Origin of the sequence: Sediminihaliea albiluteola (genome assembly GCF_014077625.1) — a bacterium.
In the GTDB taxonomy this organism is placed as follows: Bacteria; Pseudomonadota; Gammaproteobacteria; order Pseudomonadales; family Halieaceae; genus Sediminihaliea; species Sediminihaliea albiluteola.
The window spans coordinates 1,249,994-1,266,388 of the sequence record NZ_JACFXU010000013.1 but is presented as its reverse complement, the minus strand read 5'-3'; the positions used below and the strand labels follow the sequence as shown (position 1 = coordinate 1,266,388).

15 protein-coding genes are annotated in these 16,395 nt (G+C 53.5%); 8 read left to right on the top strand and 7 right to left on the bottom strand.

Features of this window, described 5'->3' with window-relative positions:
• The first annotated feature begins 5 nt into the window (after positions 1-5).
• On the top strand, positions 6-1,076 hold the full coding sequence (locus H2508_RS06680) for a Glu/Leu/Phe/Val family dehydrogenase (RefSeq protein WP_182170522.1): 1,071 nt from the start codon (positions 6-8) through the stop codon (positions 1,074-1,076).
• Here the strand turns inward: H2508_RS06680 and H2508_RS06675 are convergent.
• Both H2508_RS06675 and H2508_RS06670 read right to left on the bottom strand, forming a co-directional pair.
• Positions 1,073-1,861, bottom strand: coding sequence for a queuosine precursor transporter (locus H2508_RS06675; protein ID WP_182170519.1), 789 nt, complete (start codon positions 1,859-1,861; stop codon positions 1,073-1,075). The two genes, H2508_RS06680 and H2508_RS06675, sit on opposite strands and share 4 nt — an antisense overlap.
• A 2-nt stretch (positions 1,862-1,863) precedes the next feature.
• On the bottom strand, positions 1,864-2,565 hold the full coding sequence (locus tag H2508_RS06670) for an SDR family NAD(P)-dependent oxidoreductase (RefSeq protein WP_182170516.1): 702 nt from the start codon (positions 2,563-2,565) through the stop codon (positions 1,864-1,866).
• A 202-nt stretch (positions 2,566-2,767) separates the two neighbouring features.
• Here H2508_RS06670 and H2508_RS06665 point away from each other — a divergent pair, with 202 nt between their 5' ends.
• Positions 2,768-3,253, top strand: coding sequence for a 6-pyruvoyl trahydropterin synthase family protein (locus tag H2508_RS06665; RefSeq protein WP_182170513.1), 486 nt, complete (start codon positions 2,768-2,770; stop codon positions 3,251-3,253).
• A gap of 143 nt (positions 3,254-3,396) precedes the next feature.
• On the opposite strand, the gene prlC is transcribed toward H2508_RS06665, so the two are convergent.
• Positions 3,397-5,433: an oligopeptidase A gene (gene prlC, locus H2508_RS06660; RefSeq protein WP_182170510.1), complete on the bottom strand. Its 2,037-nt coding sequence runs from the start codon at positions 5,431-5,433 to the stop codon at positions 3,397-3,399.
• Between the two features lie 66 nt (positions 5,434-5,499).
• On the opposite strand from prlC, the gene H2508_RS06655 reads away from it, so the two are divergent.
• Complete coding sequence (locus tag H2508_RS06655; RefSeq protein ID WP_182170507.1) at positions 5,500-7,554, top strand: S9 family peptidase; 2,055 nt, start codon at positions 5,500-5,502, stop codon at positions 7,552-7,554.
• Between the two features lie 65 nt (positions 7,555-7,619).
• On the opposite strand, the gene H2508_RS06650 is transcribed toward H2508_RS06655, so the two are convergent.
• Entirely contained in the window at positions 7,620-8,954 is a 1,335-nt protein-coding gene (locus tag H2508_RS06650) for a DEAD/DEAH box helicase (protein WP_182170504.1), read from the bottom strand.
• A gap of 246 nt (positions 8,955-9,200) precedes the next feature.
• Between H2508_RS06650 and H2508_RS06645 the strand changes: the two genes are divergently transcribed.
• Entirely contained in the window at positions 9,201-10,172 is a 972-nt protein-coding gene (locus tag H2508_RS06645) for a quinone oxidoreductase family protein (RefSeq protein WP_182170501.1), read from the top strand.
• Positions 10,173-10,226: 54 nt separating this feature from the next.
• On the opposite strand, the gene cysK is transcribed toward H2508_RS06645, so the two are convergent.
• The 3 genes from cysK to H2508_RS06630 form a co-directional block, all read right to left on the bottom strand.
• Complete coding sequence (cysK, locus tag H2508_RS06640) at positions 10,227-11,195, bottom strand: cysteine synthase A (protein ID WP_182170498.1); 969 nt, start codon at positions 11,193-11,195, stop codon at positions 10,227-10,229.
• Between the two features lie 218 nt (positions 11,196-11,413).
• Entirely contained in the window at positions 11,414-11,836 is a 423-nt protein-coding gene (locus H2508_RS06635; protein WP_182170495.1) for a TlpA family protein disulfide reductase, read from the bottom strand.
• Complete coding sequence (locus tag H2508_RS06630) at positions 11,833-13,062, bottom strand: YihY family inner membrane protein (RefSeq protein ID WP_182170492.1); 1,230 nt, start codon at positions 13,060-13,062, stop codon at positions 11,833-11,835. The genes H2508_RS06635 and H2508_RS06630 overlap by 4 nt, the downstream gene beginning before the upstream one ends.
• Before the next feature lie 93 nt (positions 13,063-13,155).
• Here H2508_RS06630 and arsC point away from each other — a divergent pair, with 93 nt between their 5' ends.
• From arsC to sppA, 4 genes are read left to right on the top strand one after another with little or no spacing between them, the layout of a single operon-like run.
• Positions 13,156-13,506: an arsenate reductase (glutaredoxin) gene (arsC, locus tag H2508_RS06625; protein WP_182170489.1), complete on the top strand. Its 351-nt coding sequence runs from the start codon at positions 13,156-13,158 to the stop codon at positions 13,504-13,506.
• A 3-nt stretch (positions 13,507-13,509) separates the two neighbouring features.
• The gene (wrbA, locus tag H2508_RS06620; protein ID WP_182170486.1) at positions 13,510-14,109 is read left to right on the top strand and encodes an NAD(P)H:quinone oxidoreductase; all 600 of its coding nucleotides are present in this window, start codon (positions 13,510-13,512) and stop codon (positions 14,107-14,109) included.
• Positions 14,110-14,132: 23 nt separating this feature from the next.
• A complete protein-coding gene (locus tag H2508_RS06615; protein ID WP_235964937.1) occupies positions 14,133-14,498 on the top strand; it encodes a DUF2069 domain-containing protein in 366 nt (121 codons plus the stop codon).
• Positions 14,491-16,335, top strand: a complete 1,845-nt coding sequence (gene sppA / locus H2508_RS06610) for a signal peptide peptidase SppA (RefSeq protein WP_182170480.1) — start codon at positions 14,491-14,493, stop codon at positions 16,333-16,335. The genes H2508_RS06615 and sppA overlap by 8 nt, the downstream gene beginning before the upstream one ends.
• The last annotated feature ends 60 nt before the right edge of the window (positions 16,336-16,395 follow it).

Genomic DNA, 16,395 nt, shown 5'->3' with positions numbered 1-16,395 from the left:
TAGCCATGAGCGTGTTTTCAGCCCCAGCTTTTGATCAGCATGAGCTGGTGTCGTTTTGTTCGGATCGCGATAGTGGTTTGCGAGCCATTATTGCAGTGCATGACACTACTTTGGGGCCCGGTGTGGGGGGCTGTCGCATGTTCCCCTATGCCTCAGACGAGGATGCCTTGCATGATGTGCTGCGTCTGTCCCGTGGCATGACCTATAAGTCGGCTTTGGCTGGCTTGCCGCTAGGGGGGGGCAAGTCAGTGATTATTGGCGATCCCCGCCAAGATAAGACTCCGGCGCTATTTCGCGCCATGGGTGACTTTGTGCAGTCCCAGAGTGGCCGCTATGTGGCGGCAGAAGACTCTGGAACCAGTGCGGCAGATATGCGCCTTATCGCTGAGCGAACAGCTTGGGTTAGCGGTATCGATGATAATGAATACGGTGGCGACCCATCGCCGAATACTGCCTTAGGCTTATATCTGGGAATGCGCTGCGCGGTGCGTCACCGTTTGGGAGTGGACTCCCTAGAGGGCTTACAGGTAGCGATTCAAGGGCTGGGGCATGTCGGCTACTGCTTAGCGGCCTATCTGCGTAACAATGGGGCGCAGGTCTACGCTGCAGACGTCAATGCAGCTAACGTACAGCGAGCGGTCGATGACTTAGGTGTTATAGCGCTTGATGTGGCAGATATTCTCAGCCAGAAAGTCGATATCTTGGCGCCTTGTGCAATGGGCGCGGTACTTAACGAGCAAAGTATCCCTAAGCTGCGGGCTGGTATTGTCTGTGGTGCTGCCAATAATCAGCTGGCCACAGCCGAAAATGGTGCTCAGTTGCAAGATCTGGGTATCCTTTATTGCCCCGATTTCCTAGTGAATGCTGGCGGTATCATTGATGTCCACCACCAGCGCTTAGGTTCGGCCGAGAGCGTTAAGCAGGAGCATATTGGCCGCATTGAAACCACCTTGGCAGAAGTGCTGCGCCGCGCCGATGAAAGCCGGCGCTCTACCCATGCTATTGCCGAGGAGCTAGCTCGAGAGTACCTACAAGCAGGGCAGTCCCAGCTGCAGGCCTTGGCCGCGTCAAATTAAGCTGTCGCAGTGCTTGGGGTTCTTTCCGTGTCGTTAGGAATTGCGTATTCGGAGGGCCCCAAGTGCAAGTAGCGTCGCAGGTAGTGCACGGCTAGATAAAAAGGCCCGGTATCCAAGAGTGCCACAGTGGCCTTGAACAAGTAGTTGCTACCAATCAACACTAACATCGCCTTGAAAGCGATATCCCCCCGTAAAAAAGCGGCGCCAAAAGTCACTGTAATAACCATCACCGAGTCGACCATTTGGCTCATCAGTGTGCTGAAGTTATTGCGCACCCAGAGGTACTTTCCTTTGGTGACCCGTTTCCAGAAGTGAAAGAGCTGAACGTCGCAATACTGTGCCGTAATATAGGCCAGCATTGAGGCGAATACTGCCCCAGAGGTGGTGGCATAGATCAGTTGATAAAACTCGACACTGCCTTCAACAATATCCCCATTAGGTAAGGCTACCGGCTCGGCTAGCTGCAGTACTTGCCAGGGCGGCATTTGCTCAGGGGCTACTGCTGGTATGGCGCCGCCGAGAAATAGCACTAGCAAAATAAGGAAGTTGAGCCCTAAACCAACGCTGACCAGAAAGTTAGCCCGCGCCTTGCCATATAGCTCGCAAATCAGGTCAGTGCACAAGAAGGTCAGCGGGTAGGGTAGTACGCCTACGGCTAGGGCCATGGGCCCGATATGAATAAAGCGGGTGATGCCAATCACGTTCAGTAGGGTCATGGCGGCTAAGAACGTACCAGCAAGAATTAGAAAGACGCGCTCCCGCCGCTCCTGTAAAACTGCGCTCACCTTTAGTATTCCCGCTGACCAAGATTGGCGTGCAATACGGCACCGTTCACAACCGGGTTGTGATGGGCCCAGTGCAGTAGCTCGGCGATTTCGCCCGGTTCTATTAGTCGGGAAAAACTGTTGCCAGCAGCGATGGTATTGATGAGTTCTAGATCATTACCAAGATGAGTGCGCAGCATCTCTGTGTCGGTAAAGCCCGGACATACGAGTGCCGTATGGATGCCCCGGCCCATGAGATCTTGGCAGCTGGCGCGCATCATGCCCAGTTGAGCGTGTTTGCTCAGTACGTAACTAAAGGAACCCGGCACCGCTTTTTCAGAGAGGGTAGAGCCGACATAGATCACACTGGAGCCTTTGGGCAGCAAACCTAATAGAGAGCGGTTGAGGCTGTTGATGGCCACGACGTTAACCTCTAGCACTGCGCGCAAATCCTCGCTGTCACAGTCGTCGGTGCTGTCTTTGTGCATTTGACTGGCGTTGTGGATCAGCGCCACCGAAGAGCTTTTTTCAATAACAGGGGCTAGCTTGGCGCAGGCTTGGGCAATAGACGCATCGGAACTGAGGTCGCAGTAAAGGTTATTCACGCCCGCTTCTGGGCAGGCGCGGCGCGCTAGATTGAACACCTGATAGTCGTCAGCAAGAAAGCGGGCGGCGGTGGCCTGTCCAATGCCGACACTGGCACCGGTGATAATGGCGGTTTTCATCGATCAATCCTGTATTAGTTTTCGAGGCATTGCCACCGCATGATTCATTTCTCAGCAATGACAATAACTACTGATCTCGGCGATTAGCCAGTTAATCGCAAAATCATAACTCAGCTGAACTTTTTCTGCAGGATTGTGATGGCTTGCCTATTAGCAGCACAGCCGTAACAATACTGGGCCGAATCTGTTGAAGCTGATGATTATGGAGCGTTTGACCACACTATATATCGATAAAGAAGCGCACAAGTTTTCCGCCGCCCACTACACCATTTTTAGTGCAACTGAGCGGGAGCGACTACACGGTCACAACTACTCCGTGTCGGTGCGCATTGTGGCGCCGATGGGCAATAATGGCTTTTCTGCGGATTACAATGTTTATAAACGCCGCATTGAGCAGCTTTGCGAGCAATGGGACGAATATGTCTTGTTGGCTAATTTGTCACCCTATCAACGCATTTGTGAAGACGGCCCTTACTACCGGGTAAGCTTCACTGGTGAGGATATGCTCTTTTTAAAAAGTGACACACTGCTGTTGCCGATCGCCAATGCCACAGTCGAGGAGTTCTCGCACTGTCTTTTAATGCAGCTGTTGGAACTCTCAGCAGGTGATGACCTCAGGGAGATCGAGTTGTGTGTGGCTTCAGGCCCAGGCCAAAAAGGTTGTGCTAGTTGGACTGCTGAGCCCTGACTGTTGGCTCTGGTCTATCATTTGGCTAGCCACTGCGTGATCTACTGATGCTGTCATCGTGCGCCAGTAGCTCGCTGAGCTGTTTCTGTTGAGCGACTCTTTGCCACCACTGTCAGTCTGAGGCAGTGGTGGCAAAGTACTGTTTAAGCTGCCTTGATGCCACTGTGTCGCAGTAGCGCCTCAACCTTTGGCTCTCTGCCGCGGAAGGCGACAAACATGGCCATAGGGTCTTGCGAGCCGCCAACGGCTAATATTTTGTCGCGGAATTCGGCGCCAGTATTGGGGTTAAAAATACCGTCTTCCTCAAAGCGTGAAAAAGCGTCTGCCGATAGCACTTCGGCCCATTTGTAGCTGTAGTAACCCGCGGCATAACCGCCAGCAAAAATATGTGCAAAGCTATGTTGGAAACGGTTGAATTGCGGTGGGATTATCACTGCCACTTCCTGTCTTACCTGATCGAGCAGCGCTTGCACCGGCTGCGCATTCGCGCTGCCCCACTGTTGGTGGAGCTTGAAGTCAAACAGAGCAAATTCAAGCTGCCTGACCATCATCATCGCCGACTGAAAGTTTTTCGCCGCCAGCATCTTTTCCAGCAGTTCCTGGGGCAGGCTCTGGCCAGTTTCAAAGTGCCCGGTGATAAAGGCCAAAGCTTCGGGTTCATAGCACCAGTTTTCGAGAAACTGGCTCGGCAGCTCCACCGCATCCCAGGCTACGCCATTAATACCAGATACGGCTGCCACGTCCTGCTGAGTCAGCATGTGGTGCAAACCGTGACCAAACTCGTGGAACAGTGTGGTGAGTTCGTCCTCAGTCAGTAAGGCGGCTTTATCGCCTACTGGTGGGTTAAAGTTGCAGACTAAAAATGCCACGGGTAGTTGCAGCTGACTATCGCGTAAGCGTCGTACGCGGCAATCTGCCATCCAAGCACCGCCGCGCTTTCCAGAGCGAGCATAGAGGTCGAGATAAAACTGTGCCTGCAGTCGGCCATCGCGTCGTATTTCAAATAACCTGAGATCTGGGTGGTAGCTATCGAAGCTTTCTATTTCCACTATCTCAATGCCAAAAAGTTTGTGGCTCAGTGCAAACAGGCCATTGAGCACAGTATCCAGAGGGAGATAGGGCCGGATTTCTTCCTGTGACACTTGGTAGCGGGATTGTTTAAGTTTTTCACCATAGTAGGCGACGTCCCAGGCCTGCAGTTCATGGTGCTTAAACTCAGTGGCGGCAAATTCACTCAGTGCCTGCCACTCTTGTTGCGCTTGAGGACGGGAGCGCTCAGCGAGCTGCTCTAAGAAATCGAGGACTTGCTCTGGGCTCTCAGCCATCTTGGTGGCTAAAGACAGCTCGCTGTAGTTTTCAAAACCCAGTAACTGCGCTAGTTCTAAGCGCAAATCTAGGATTTCGTCGATTAGCTCGCTATTGTCCCACTGACCGGCCTGTGGACCCTGATCTGAGGCGCGAGTGACATTGGCGGTATAGACTTCTTGACGCAGTGCCGCATTGTCGCAGTAGGTCAATACCGGCAGTAGCGAGGGGAAGTCCAGAGTGAGTAAGTAGCCTTCTTGCCCGGCATCAAGAGCGGCTTGTCGAGCGCTCTCTAAAGCCGACTCAGGCAGCCCCGATAGCTCTTCCAGAGTGACATTTTTGGTCCAGGCACGGGTGGCATCAAGCAGGTTTTCATTAAAGCTGCTGCCCAATGTCGCCAGCCGCTGCTTTAGCTCACCGTAGCGCTGCTGCTCAGCCGGCGGTAGGTCGATGCCAGCTAGGCGAAAGTCGCGCAGTGCATTGTTGACTGCCTGACGTTGTGCGGCATCAAGGTCTGAGAACTCCGCGCTATCGGCGATGTTTTTATAGGCCGCGAAGAGCTCAGCGTTTTGGCCGATCCAAGTGCTATAATCCGACAGCAGTGATAGGCAGCGATTGTAAGCATCTCGCAATTCATCATTGTTCATCACGCCGTTCAGATGAGATACCGGCGCCCAGCATCGCTCGAGTTCATCGCCGAGATCTTCAATCTTGCGCAGTAACTCGGTCGCATCTAGAGCTTCTGCCTTGGCTAGCAAATCGCTGATAGCGGCTTTGTTGCCCTCGATGAGTTGGCTGACTGCAGGCTCTACATGCTCAGGTAAAATTCGTGAAAAAGGTGGTAGATGGTGATCTTCCAGCAGTGGATTGGACATAATCATTCCCGATAAGTCTGGCTCGAAATTGGTCGCCATGGTAACTGAAATTGTCAGGGGGAAGGAATGCACACACTAAGTAAGCTTCTATTACGGCTATTGTTGCCGGGTTTGTCGGCACTATTGCTGAGCATCTCGGTGAGTGCCAAGCCCTTATTTAGCGCTGAGGATGTGTTTCAGCTGTACTACGTGAGTAAGCCCTTAGTAGATAGTCAGGGTCGTCAGGTATTGTACTTGCGGCACTCGATGGACATCATGAAAGACCGCTCGCGCTCCAACTTATGGTTGCTAGATCGCAAAAGCGGTGAGCAGCGGCCTATTACCACCGGACCTAATAGCATCACTAATCCGGTATTGTCGCCGGATGACAAACGGGTAGCGTATATCACTAAGGATGATGTGGGCTCACAATTGTTTGTCAGTTGGCTGGATAATTCGCGGCTGGCCCAGTTGACGCGCTTGCCACACAAGCCGAAGAACCTTGCCTGGTCAGCTGACGGCCAATGGTTGGCTTTTAGTATGCTGGTTGAAGCTGACCAACCGACGATGGGAAAGCTTCCTCGAAAACCCCAAGCTGCCGAGTGGGCTGCTCCGCCAGTGGTCGTTGAGCGCAGTGTGTACCGGCATGATGGCAGCGGCGATAAAGCCCATGGCTATGAGCAAGTATTTGTTATCTCGGCCGATGGGGGCAGCATGCGCCAGGTCACCAGTGGTGACTTCCATCACCAGGGCAGTATCGGCTGGGCCAGGGATGGCAAAGCGCTCTATCTCTCAGCAAACCGCAATGGGGACTGGGCAAAAGATGTATCCAACAGCGATATCTATCGCATTGATCTTGGCACAGGAGCGATTGCAGCACTGACTGATCGCAAGGGCCCCGATGACAGCCTCAGCGTGTCTCCCGATGGCAAGCGTATCGCTTTTACCGGTTGGGACGACCAGCGCATGGGCTATCACCGCAAACGTTTATATGTGATGAACACTGACGGTAGTGGCCGCAAAGAATTACTGCCAGATCTTGATCGCAGCATTGTTAATCCGCAGTGGTCCGATGATGGACGCTATATCTACTTTCAGTATGACGATAAAGGCGACACGCTCTTAGCTGCGGTGAAGCTGTCGGGCGATATGGATATCTTAGCCCGCAATCTCGGTGGTACAGCATTAGGGCGGCCCTATACCGCTGCCGATTTTTCGGTGGGCGGTAATGGCGTTTACGCCTATACCTCTGGTAGCCCTGCTTTTCCGGCGGAGTTATCGGTTGGGGAGCGCGGTCAAAAACCGCAGCAAGTGACTCGGCTTAATCAAAATTTATTAGCACACCGGGAATTGGCGCAGCTTGAGGAGTTGTGGCTTAAGTCGAGTGCCGATCAGCGTGACATTCAAGCGTGGATAGCTAAGCCGCCTGGTTTTGACCCGAGTAAAAAATACCCCTTAATTTTGGAAATACACGGTGGGCCCTTCGCCGCCTATGGTCCACACTTTGCTGCTGAGGTTCAGCTCTACGCCGCCGCTGGCTATGTGGTGCTCTATGTCAATCCAAGGGGCAGCACCAGCTATGGCGAAGAGTTCGCCAACCTCATCCACCACAATTATCCCAGCCAAGATTTTGACGACCTCATGTCAGCTGTGGATGCAACGATTGCTAAAGGCTATGTCGACCCTGAGCAACTCTATGTAACCGGCGGTTCTGGCGGCGGCGTGCTCACCGCGTGGATTGTAGGCACTACCGATCGTTTCCGCGCAGCTGTCGTGGCCAAACCCGTTATCAACTGGACTAGCTTTGTGTTGACTGCGGATATGTCGCCATACTTTGCTCGCTACTGGTTTGACAAGCTGCCCTGGGAAGATCAGGAAAACTACTGGCGACGCTCGCCCTTATCGCGGGTTGGCAATGTCACGACGCCGACCATGTTGTTGACTGGCGAGGCCGATTTACGCACGCCGATGTCGGAGACGGAGCAATATTACCAGGCACTCAAATTGGCAGGTGTAGACAGCGCCATGGTCAGAATGCCCGGCGCCTCACACAGTATTTATAAGCGTCCCAGTCAGTTGCTGGGCAAGGTAGCTGCGATCCTGGAGTGGTTCGAGCGTTATTCAGGCCGGAGCGATGACTAATATTACAGCTCGATAAGCGACTCGCCCCAAGTCGAGCTGACAATTAAAGGGCTGCTGTAGGCAGATTAATCTTTCGGTGGCAGGCGTTTCTTTTTCATTAAGGGCGCGGTGCCATCGTTAGGTGCTGCCGAGCGGCGGCCTGCGGGCTTGCCCTTATTTTTCAGGTCACGGGCCCGCTGTTTAGCTTTTGGCTGTTTTTTCGATGACTTTTTCTTCGAGCTGGCCGCTTTGCCAGAGCTCTTGAGCTTTTTGGGGCCACTGTACTTCGCTTTGAGTCCCGGCAAGCTGCGCGCTTCAAATTCGGTATTGAGGTAGCGCTGAATGCTACTCATGAGGTTCCATTGGCTAGCGTCCACTAAGGATATGGCCAGGCCGCTAGCGCCCGCGCGGCCAGTGCGGCCGGTGCGGTGTAGATAGTCGTCGCCACTGCGCGGCAGATCGTAGTTGATCACGCTGTCGATATTGGGCACATCTAGGCCTCGAGCGGCGAGGTCTGAGGCGCAGAGCACCTGAATTTTGCCCTCGCTAAAGGCTGTCATGACTCGCTTGCGATCCTCGGTGCTCATGTCGCCATGCAGGCAGTCGGCCTTGATGCCACGCTGGCTGACCAAGCCTGCCAGACGTGTTGCTGTACTGCGCTTGTTGGCAAAAACTAAGCTGCGCCGCTCTGTTTGCTGCTCTAGCAGGGCCAGTAGTAAATTGTCTTTGTGCTCTTGACTGTCGGCCAAGATGCGCTGGTGGTGAATATTGCTATGGGCTTGCCGAATTTCACCCACGGCGATAGTTTCAGGTTCCGACAAAAGCATGGCAGAGAGTTCGCTTAAGCCTTTCATGCGCAGCGTTGCGGATAGAAATAGGGCCTGGCGATCAGCGGCGCAGTACTCATTGATTTTAAGTACATCTTCTCGAAAGCCCATTTCCAACATGCGGTCCGCCTCATCCAAGACCAGACAAAGCAGCGCGGAGAGGTCGGCACTGCGGCTTTCGCAGTGTTCCAATATGCGACCGGGGGTGGCAATGATAATTTCAGGGTTCTCGCGCAGCACAGATTTTTGATATTTGAAATCGGCACCGCCTGTTATAGCGGCGGCCCGCAAGTGAGTTTTTTCTATCAGCTTGCGGCTTTGCTTCAGCACTTGCCGGGCCAGTTCACGAGTGGGCACCAGTATGAGTATGAGGGTGCCGGCATGGCGCGGTAGTTGATCGCAGCTCAGTAAGCGCTGTACTACCGGAAGCAAGTAAGCAAGTGTCTTGCCACTGCCGGTTTCGGCCGAGGCCTTGATGTCGCGGCCACTGAGGGCGACGGGAATAAACTGTTGTTGAATTGGAGTGGCATGCTCCAGTTGTAAACTGTCGATGGCGAGCCGTAAGCGGCGATCCAAGTCAATATGGTCTAGCACAGTCGGTATTCCGGATGGTAGAGGGCTGATACTGCATTCTAACGCAATTGCTTTGATACTGCGTCCTACTATGACCTAGCATAGTGCTATAAAGCAGATAGGGGGAGAGGGGTAAAAGCGCTTAAGGCTTAGCGCAGCAAGGCTAAGTGCAGTGATTTGTCGCTGGCACAGCAGCGGTATAAGCTGAGCTACTCGGGCCTCAGTTGAGGCCTCGATCATCTTCAATCAATAGCAAGGCAGAGGTTTATGGTTAAGGTAGTGCAGATTGCCCAGCACGGTGGCCCGGAAGTTATGCAGCTGAAAGAGGTGGAGCTTGCAGCGCCGGGGCCGGGAATGGCGCAGGTTGAAAACCGTGCAATAGGGCTTAACTTTATTGATACCTATCACCGCAGTGGCCTCTATCCACTGGAGCTGCCAGCCAGCTTAGGCCTTGAGGGCGCCGGTGTTGTGACTGCGGTAGGCGAGGGGGTGGATCTTGCAGTAGGCGATCGCGTTGCCTATTGCTCAGCGGGCTTTGGCAGTTATGCTGAGGCCGTCAACTTGATCGCTGATCGCTTGGTCAAGATACCCGATAGCATCGACTTTGAAACCGCAGCCGCTGTTTTGCTAAAAGGCCAAACCACTGAATATTTAATCCAGCGCTGCTTTGAATTACAGGCCGGGCAGACCTGCCTGTTTCATGCCGCTGCGGGTGGTGTTGGTCTGTTGTTCGGCCAGTGGGCTAAGGCCTTAGGTGCCACTGTCATTGGCACTGTCGGCAGTGCCGCCAAAGCTGAGCTGGCCCTATCCCACGGCTACACTCATGTCATAAATTATCGTGAGCAAGATGTGACTGAAGCAGTGCGTGAGTTGACCGCTGGCCAGGGCGTGCCGGTGGTATACGATGGTGTGGGGCGCGACACCTTTGATAGTTCACTGGCTTGCCTGCAAGCACGCGGGTTATTAGTGAGCTTCGGTAATGCTTCGGGCGCACCTGAAGCACTGGATCTACAGCGCTTGTCGACTGGTGGTTCGCTCTATGTCACCCGGCCCACTATGATGACATACACGCAGAGTAAGGCAGAGCTAGAGGCATCGAGTGCCGCCGTGTTTGAACGGGTCGCTGATGGGCGTATACGCGTAGAGATAAATCAGCGCTATGCTTTAGATGATGTTGTACAGGCCCACCGCGATCTGGAGTCGCGCCAGACCACCGGTTCGACAATTATTCTGCCCTAGTGGAGCAGGAGGCTCACCAGTTTATGCTCAGTGGGCCTCCTTGTTACAAAGCGGCTATTGTAAGAGTTCTTTATCGGTGAAAAAGCCTTCAAATAGCGGGCCGCTCAAATAGCGCTCACCTGAGTCCGGCAAAATCGCGACAATGGTTTTTCCGCTGTTTTCCGCTCGCTTAGCAACCCGGTCAGCAACGGCCATCGCTGCGCCGCTCGAAATGCCTGCCAAAATGCCTTCCTGCTGCATCAGTTTGTGCGCCCACTCCATCGCCTCTTCGTTGCTCACTTGCTCAACTTGGTCCACCTGAGATAAATCGAGGTTGCGCGGCAGGATTCCGGCGCCAATACCTTGGATTTTGTGTGGGCCGTGACTTGGTTCTGTGCCGGCTTTGGCGGCGCTGATGATTGTGGAGCTGGAAGGCTCCACAGCAATGGTGGTGATGGCCTTGCCGCAGCTGTTTTTAATGTAGCGAGAAACTCCGGTCAGGGTGCCGCCTGTGCCAACCCCCGCGACTAAGATGTCAATCTGGCCGTCGCTGTCATGCCAGATTTCGGGGCCGGTGGTCGACTCGTGGATGGCCGGATTGGCGGGGTTTTCAAACTGGCGCGGTCCCCAGTACTTCGTGGCATCAGAGGCCAAAATTTCTTCCGCCTTGGCAATGGAGCCGGGAATCCCCTTGGCCCCTTCGGTGAGAATCACTTCCGCGCCAAGCGCTTTCATCAGTTTGCGCCGTTCCAGGCTCATGCTGTCGGGCATGACGAGAATGCAGCCATAGCCCCGAGCTGCTGCCACGAAGGCCAGAGCGATACCCGTATTGCCACTGGTAGGCTCGACAATCGTCATACCTGCTTTGAGGCTGCCTTCTTGCTCAGCGGCATTGACCATATTTGCACCAATACGGCATTTGACCGACATGGCCGGATTGCGGCTTTCTAGCTTAACGAGAATATTGCCCTCACTGATGCGCTTAATTTGGACCAGTGGTGTAGCGCCGATGGTTTCCGCATTATCACTAAAAACTGTCGCCATATTATAAAACTCTCCCCTAAAAAATATTTTCTAATAGATGGAACCCATGCCCTAGAGCTGGGTCATATTAATCAGTTGTATCAGGTAGTGCTGCCCTTCGGGCTCCCAACCAGGTCCTCATACCCCCCCCTGTGGAGCATTCTCCTGCAGATTGAGCAGTTGAGAAGATCCAGCCGGCCCCCGCCTATTTGCAGGGGCCGGTTTTTTTTGTTCGCTGTTTAGTGCTTATCGATTGCAGCCAGCAAACTGGCTTCTGTCTGTGGCCCCACTAAAGTGTGCAGTAGTTCGCCCTGAGGGTTTAGGACGAGAGTCGTGGGTAACACTACTGGCCGGGTTGTACCTAGTTGAGCGGCGGGATCTTCACTCAGAGTTTGAAATGTAATACCCAGGGCCGCTTCTTGTTCTGCTAACTGCTCAGCGCTAGCGCCATCGTAATTCACGCCCAAAACAGTAATGTGGTCATGCTCACTATTGAGGCGGTTGAGCTCGGGGATTTCTTCAATACAGGGTTTGCACCATTGAGCCCAGTAGTTGATAAATACCCATTGGCCACGCAGAGATTCGGCAGAGAAAGTAGCCGAGGTGGGTTGTGGCTGACAAGCAGTCAGTGCCGCGAGCACGACAAAAAATATAATTCTCATTGTTTAAATAAATCCGCGATAGTGATGGCGAGAGCTTGGCGTTGATCTGTGCGCTGCTCAAGTAGCATAGCGTAAGCCTGTTGTTGCCAAGCCAGTTGGGCGACCACATCAGATTGATCTAGCTTGGCCTCTGAGTTGATCCACTCTTTGAGTTGCCAAAACGTAATGGTGTGCAGGTCGCGGCTCAGAAAATAGTGGCCACGATGATCCTGAGCGATAATTTTGCGCTTAATAAAAATATCTCGCAGGTCGCGCCAGGTTTCACTGTCGATGCCTTGCACAATATTGATCTTGCCGCTGAGTAGCTCAATTTCTCGCACAGGCAGACCGCTTTGCTGGCGCTTCCAGAACAGATAGAGAACGTCTAGGGCCTTGAGAACGTTGGGCCTAGCTGCCTGCTCAGAGGTTTGATAAGACGATAGGCTGTGGACTAGGACTCCGCCCATCAGCACAATATTCCAAGATAAGAATATCCACAGCAGAAATAGCGGTACTGCGGCGAATGCGCCATAAATAAAGGTGATACTGGAGCCTTGTACCAGCACTGTAAATAGGCCCCGGGCCAAGTTGAAGGCCACTGCAGCGGTCGCGCCGCCAATCAATGCGTGCCGGATCGGTACCTGGCAGTTAGGTACCGCCACGTAAAGTAAGGTGAAACCAGCGCCAGTGAGCAGTAGGGGGGCAAGTTTTAGTAGCATGGCCCCAGCACCAATTATGTCGTAGTCCTCCACCACCACGGCGAGTGCGGTGACCACGCCGCTGATGCCTAAAGCTAAGCCGATAGTCAGTGGAGCTAAGCTTAATACTGCCCAGTATATTAGGAAGCTCGATACCGGGCTGCGGTTTTCGCGGGTACGCCATATTAGGTTGAAGGCTTTCTCGATGTTGCGCAGCATCAACACGGCGGTCACCACCAGAAACACAATACCGAAGCCGGTGAGGTTTTTAGCCTGGCGAGAAAAATCACTGAGATAACTCTCTAAGTCGGCGCTGGTTTCGGGCAGCATATGCTGGAACATCAGCTCCTGCATTTTCACTTCTAGCCCCTGAAATGCAGGAATTGCCGAGGCCATGGTGTAGAGCACGGTAAGCAGTGGCACCAGTGCGAACAAGCTCATGTAAGTTAAGGCTGCGGCGTTGTCGGAGCAGCGGTCGGCGGCAAATCGACCTAAGAGGTACAGACTGCGCCGCTTGAGGCTCTGTATGATGTCAGCTAGAGAATCCATGACGAGTATTATGGCATGAGGCCTGCGTTGAGTACGAGAGTCCGGCGTCCGGCTTTGCTATAATACGAGGTCTTGTCTATTTGGGGGTTTACCATGAGTGATTACACCATTTACCACAATCCGCGCTGTTCTAAATCACGTGCGACCTTGGCACTGTTAGAGGAAAATGGCGTTGAGCCAACGGTTGTTCGCTACTTAGAGGCGCCCTTGGATAAAGCGCAGTTACAGGAGTTACTGCTGAAACTAGGCATCAGCCCAGCTGAGTTGCTGCGCCGCGGTGAAGCCGAATATAAAGAGCTCGGCCTCAATGCGCAAAGTAGCGACCAAGAGGTTTTGCAGGCCATGAGTAATCATCCGAAATTGATCGAGCGCCCCATTGTAGTTCGTGGTGATAGGGCGGTTTTAGGGCGTCCCCCCGAAAACGTGCTTGAACTGCTGGACTAAACGATGAGTCAAGCCTACATACTGGTGCTGTATTACTCGCGCCATGGTGCGGTAGCAGAGATGGCTCGGCATCTTGCTCGAGGAGTGGCACTAGTTGATGGGATGGAAGCCCGTTTGCGCACCGTGCCGCCTGTGTCAGCAAACACTGAACAAAGCGCCGATGAAATACCCGAAGAGGGGCCGCTGTACTGCGAAATGGATGACCTGCGTCACTGTTCGGGCTTATTGTTAGGTAGTCCAACCCGCTTTGGCAATATGGCGGCGCCTTTGAAGTATTTTATCGATCAGAGCTCAGGGCTGTGGCTTAGCGGTGCAATGATCGATAAGCCTGCAGCCGTGTTTACCTCTAGCTCTAGCTTGCACGGAGGACAGGAAAGTACTTTGCTCAGCATGATCTTGCCCCTCTTACATCACGGCATGTTGATCACTGGCTTGCCTTACAGCGAGCCGGGCTTAATGAGCACCGAGTCTGGCGGTACGCCTTATGGCGCTTCACACTGGGCTGGGCCCGACAACAGCCGTCCAGTGGACGAACAGGAGGCTGCTTTGTGTCGTGCACTGGGTAGGAGGGTGGCAAAAATTGCTGCTGGCTTGAGCCGATGATTGCTCGTGCAGGGAGTAGTTTATTGCTCTGGCTGCTGTGCTGGCTTAGTTGGCTGCTGCTGTTGGCGCAACAGAGCGCCGATGCCTATCTACAGGGCTTGCCATGGGTGTTTTGGTTGGCGAAGTTGCTGCCCTTGTTAATTTTTTTACCCGGTATGCTGCGCGATAACTTGCGCAGTTATATCTGGCTTTGCTTTGTCACTCTGCTTTATTTTATTGCTTTGGTAGAGCGCTTATTTGCTCTGCCAGGTAATGGGCTTGCAATAGTCGGCATGGTGGCTGTGGTGACACTGTTTTGTGCCGCCATGATCTATGTGCGCTCGCGGGCTCGTGAGTTGCGCTTTGCGGCTGTCGAAGCTGAACAAACAATGGAGACTAGTGATGAGTAAAGCTTCGCCACTGCGGCGGTTTTTTGGTGCTTTGTGGAGGGGCATAACGCGGCTACGCTTGGCCTTATCAAACATTCTTTTCCTGCTGGTTTTAGTGCTGATCTATAAGTTGTTCAGCAGCGGCAGTCCGGCGCCGCTACCCAATAAAGCCGCGCTGCTGTTAAACCCGATGGGTATGGTAGTTGACCAGCGCAGTCCGGTAGATCCACTGCAAGCAATTTTCTCAGAGTCTAGCCCGGCCAGTCATGAAGTCGCTTTGCAAGACCTCCTTGATGCCATTTACTACGCCGCCGATGATCCAGCGATTAACTCACTAGTGCTGGAGCTCGATAGCTTACTCTCTGTCGGAATTAGTAAAACCACAGAAATCACTGAAGCACTGGAAGTATTTCGTCTCACCGGTAAGCCCATCCTTGCTCGCGGAGATTACTTCACCCAGGATCAGTATTTACTGGCCAGTCAGGCCGACACAGTGATTCTTCACCCCTATGGGGCGGTTGCGCTGGAGGGCTTTAGTAGTTACCGCAACTACTACCAAGAGGCCTTAGAGAAGCTCTCAGTGAATGTTCACGTGTTTAAAGCCGGTGAGCATAAATCGATAGCGGAGCCTTTTTTGCGCAATGATATGTCTGAAGACGAGCAAGCCATCACTTTGCGTTGGCTCGATCAATTGTGGGGGCAGTTTACAGAGATTGTGGAGCAGCGTCGTCAGCTCACCAAAGGCGCGGTTACAGCTTATGTTAATGAATACGCCCAGCGTTTGGCAGAGCAGGGTGGGGATGCAGCACAGGCCGCTTTGCAAGCGGGCCTAGTTGACCAGCTCTTGAACCACCAGGCATCAAATGATTACTTGGCCGAAGTGGTAGGGGCGCGCAACAATGAGCAGCAGTATGAGGCGGTGCCTTTTGAGCACTATCTAGCGCGTAAACGCCCTATGCAGCTGAGCCCCTCGACCGCTGAGCGAGTGGCAGTGCTGATGGCTGAGGGCAATATTGTGCCAGGTGAACAGCCGCCGGGTACGATTGGCGGTGACTCGCTAGCAGCAATGATTCGTCACAGTGCCAAGCGAGAAGGGGTCAAAGCTCTCGTGCTGCGAATCAATAGTGGCGGTGGCAGTGTGTTTGCCTCGGAGGTGATCCGCCAGGCTGTGTTGTCAGTGCAAGCCGATGGTATGCCTGTGGTCGTTTCCATGGGCTCAGTGGCTGCTTCTGGTGGCTACTATGTGGCGGCTAGTGCGGACCGAATTTTTGCCACGCCGGCAACGATTACCGGCAGTATTGGCGTGTTTGCTGCCATTCCCACCTTTGAAAACTTAATGGCTCGCCTCGGAGTGCACACTGATGGCGTGGGCACTACAGACTTGGCCGGTTCGCTGCGTGTCGATCGTGCTCTGAATGAGCAATTGGCTGAGGCACTGACGAGCTCAGTACGTTTTACCTACAACAATTTCCTAGCACTGGTTGCAGAAGGCCGGGATATGAGCGTTGAGCAGGTGGATAGAATTGCTCAAGGGCGAGTGTGGAGCGCCAGTGATGCGCTGGAGCGGGGGCTAATTGATGACTTGGGTTCGCTTAAAGACGCTGTGGCCACAGCGGGCGAGCTGGCTGGTCTGGAGGACTTTGAAGTGGAGTATGTGCGACAAGCACTGTCAGCTCGCGAGATGCTGCTCCAGCAATTGACCCAAAACATTCGCTTACCCCTGGGTTCTGGCTCCACTGGAATGCCAGCAATAGAACTTTTACTGCGGCCACTCAATCAAGCCGCAGCCCTGCTTGATGCTTTGCGAGATCCGGCCCATCTGTATATGCACTGTGTGGCTTGTAGCGCATCACAGTAGCGGCTTACGCGCTGTTTCGTGCCAGCTGGCTAGCTGCGCGAAATAGGGGCTTAGGCTTGC

What these genes read in the sequence shown, in the direction of transcription:
- H2508_RS06670 (WP_182170516.1), bottom strand. Translation starts at nt 2,565, where the DNA reads ATGAAAACCGCCATTATCACCGGTGCCAGTGTCGGCATTGGACAGGCC.
- H2508_RS06665 (WP_182170513.1), top strand. Translation starts at nt 2,768, where the DNA reads ATGGAGCGTTTGACCACACTATATATCGATAAAGAAGCGCACAAGTTT.
- H2508_RS06635 (WP_182170495.1), bottom strand. Translation starts at nt 11,836, where the DNA reads ATGAGAATTATATTTTTTGTCGTGCTCGCGGCACTGACTGCTTGTCAG.
- prlC (WP_182170510.1), bottom strand. Translation starts at nt 5,433, where the DNA reads ATGTCCAATCCACTGCTGGAAGATCACCATCTACCACCTTTTTCACGA.
- sppA (WP_182170480.1), top strand. Translation starts at nt 14,491, where the DNA reads ATGAGTAAAGCTTCGCCACTGCGGCGGTTTTTTGGTGCTTTGTGGAGG.
- cysK (WP_182170498.1), bottom strand. Translation starts at nt 11,195, where the DNA reads ATGGCGACAGTTTTTAGTGATAATGCGGAAACCATCGGCGCTACACCA.
- wrbA (WP_182170486.1), top strand. Translation starts at nt 13,510, where the DNA reads ATGAGTCAAGCCTACATACTGGTGCTGTATTACTCGCGCCATGGTGCG.
- H2508_RS06655 (WP_182170507.1), top strand. Translation starts at nt 5,500, where the DNA reads ATGCACACACTAAGTAAGCTTCTATTACGGCTATTGTTGCCGGGTTTG.
- H2508_RS06645 (WP_182170501.1), top strand. Translation starts at nt 9,201, where the DNA reads ATGGTTAAGGTAGTGCAGATTGCCCAGCACGGTGGCCCGGAAGTTATG.
- H2508_RS06630 (WP_182170492.1), bottom strand. Translation starts at nt 13,062, where the DNA reads ATGGATTCTCTAGCTGACATCATACAGAGCCTCAAGCGGCGCAGTCTG.
- H2508_RS06680 (WP_182170522.1), top strand. Translation starts at nt 6, where the DNA reads ATGAGCGTGTTTTCAGCCCCAGCTTTTGATCAGCATGAGCTGGTGTCG.
- arsC (WP_182170489.1), top strand. Translation starts at nt 13,156, where the DNA reads ATGAGTGATTACACCATTTACCACAATCCGCGCTGTTCTAAATCACGT.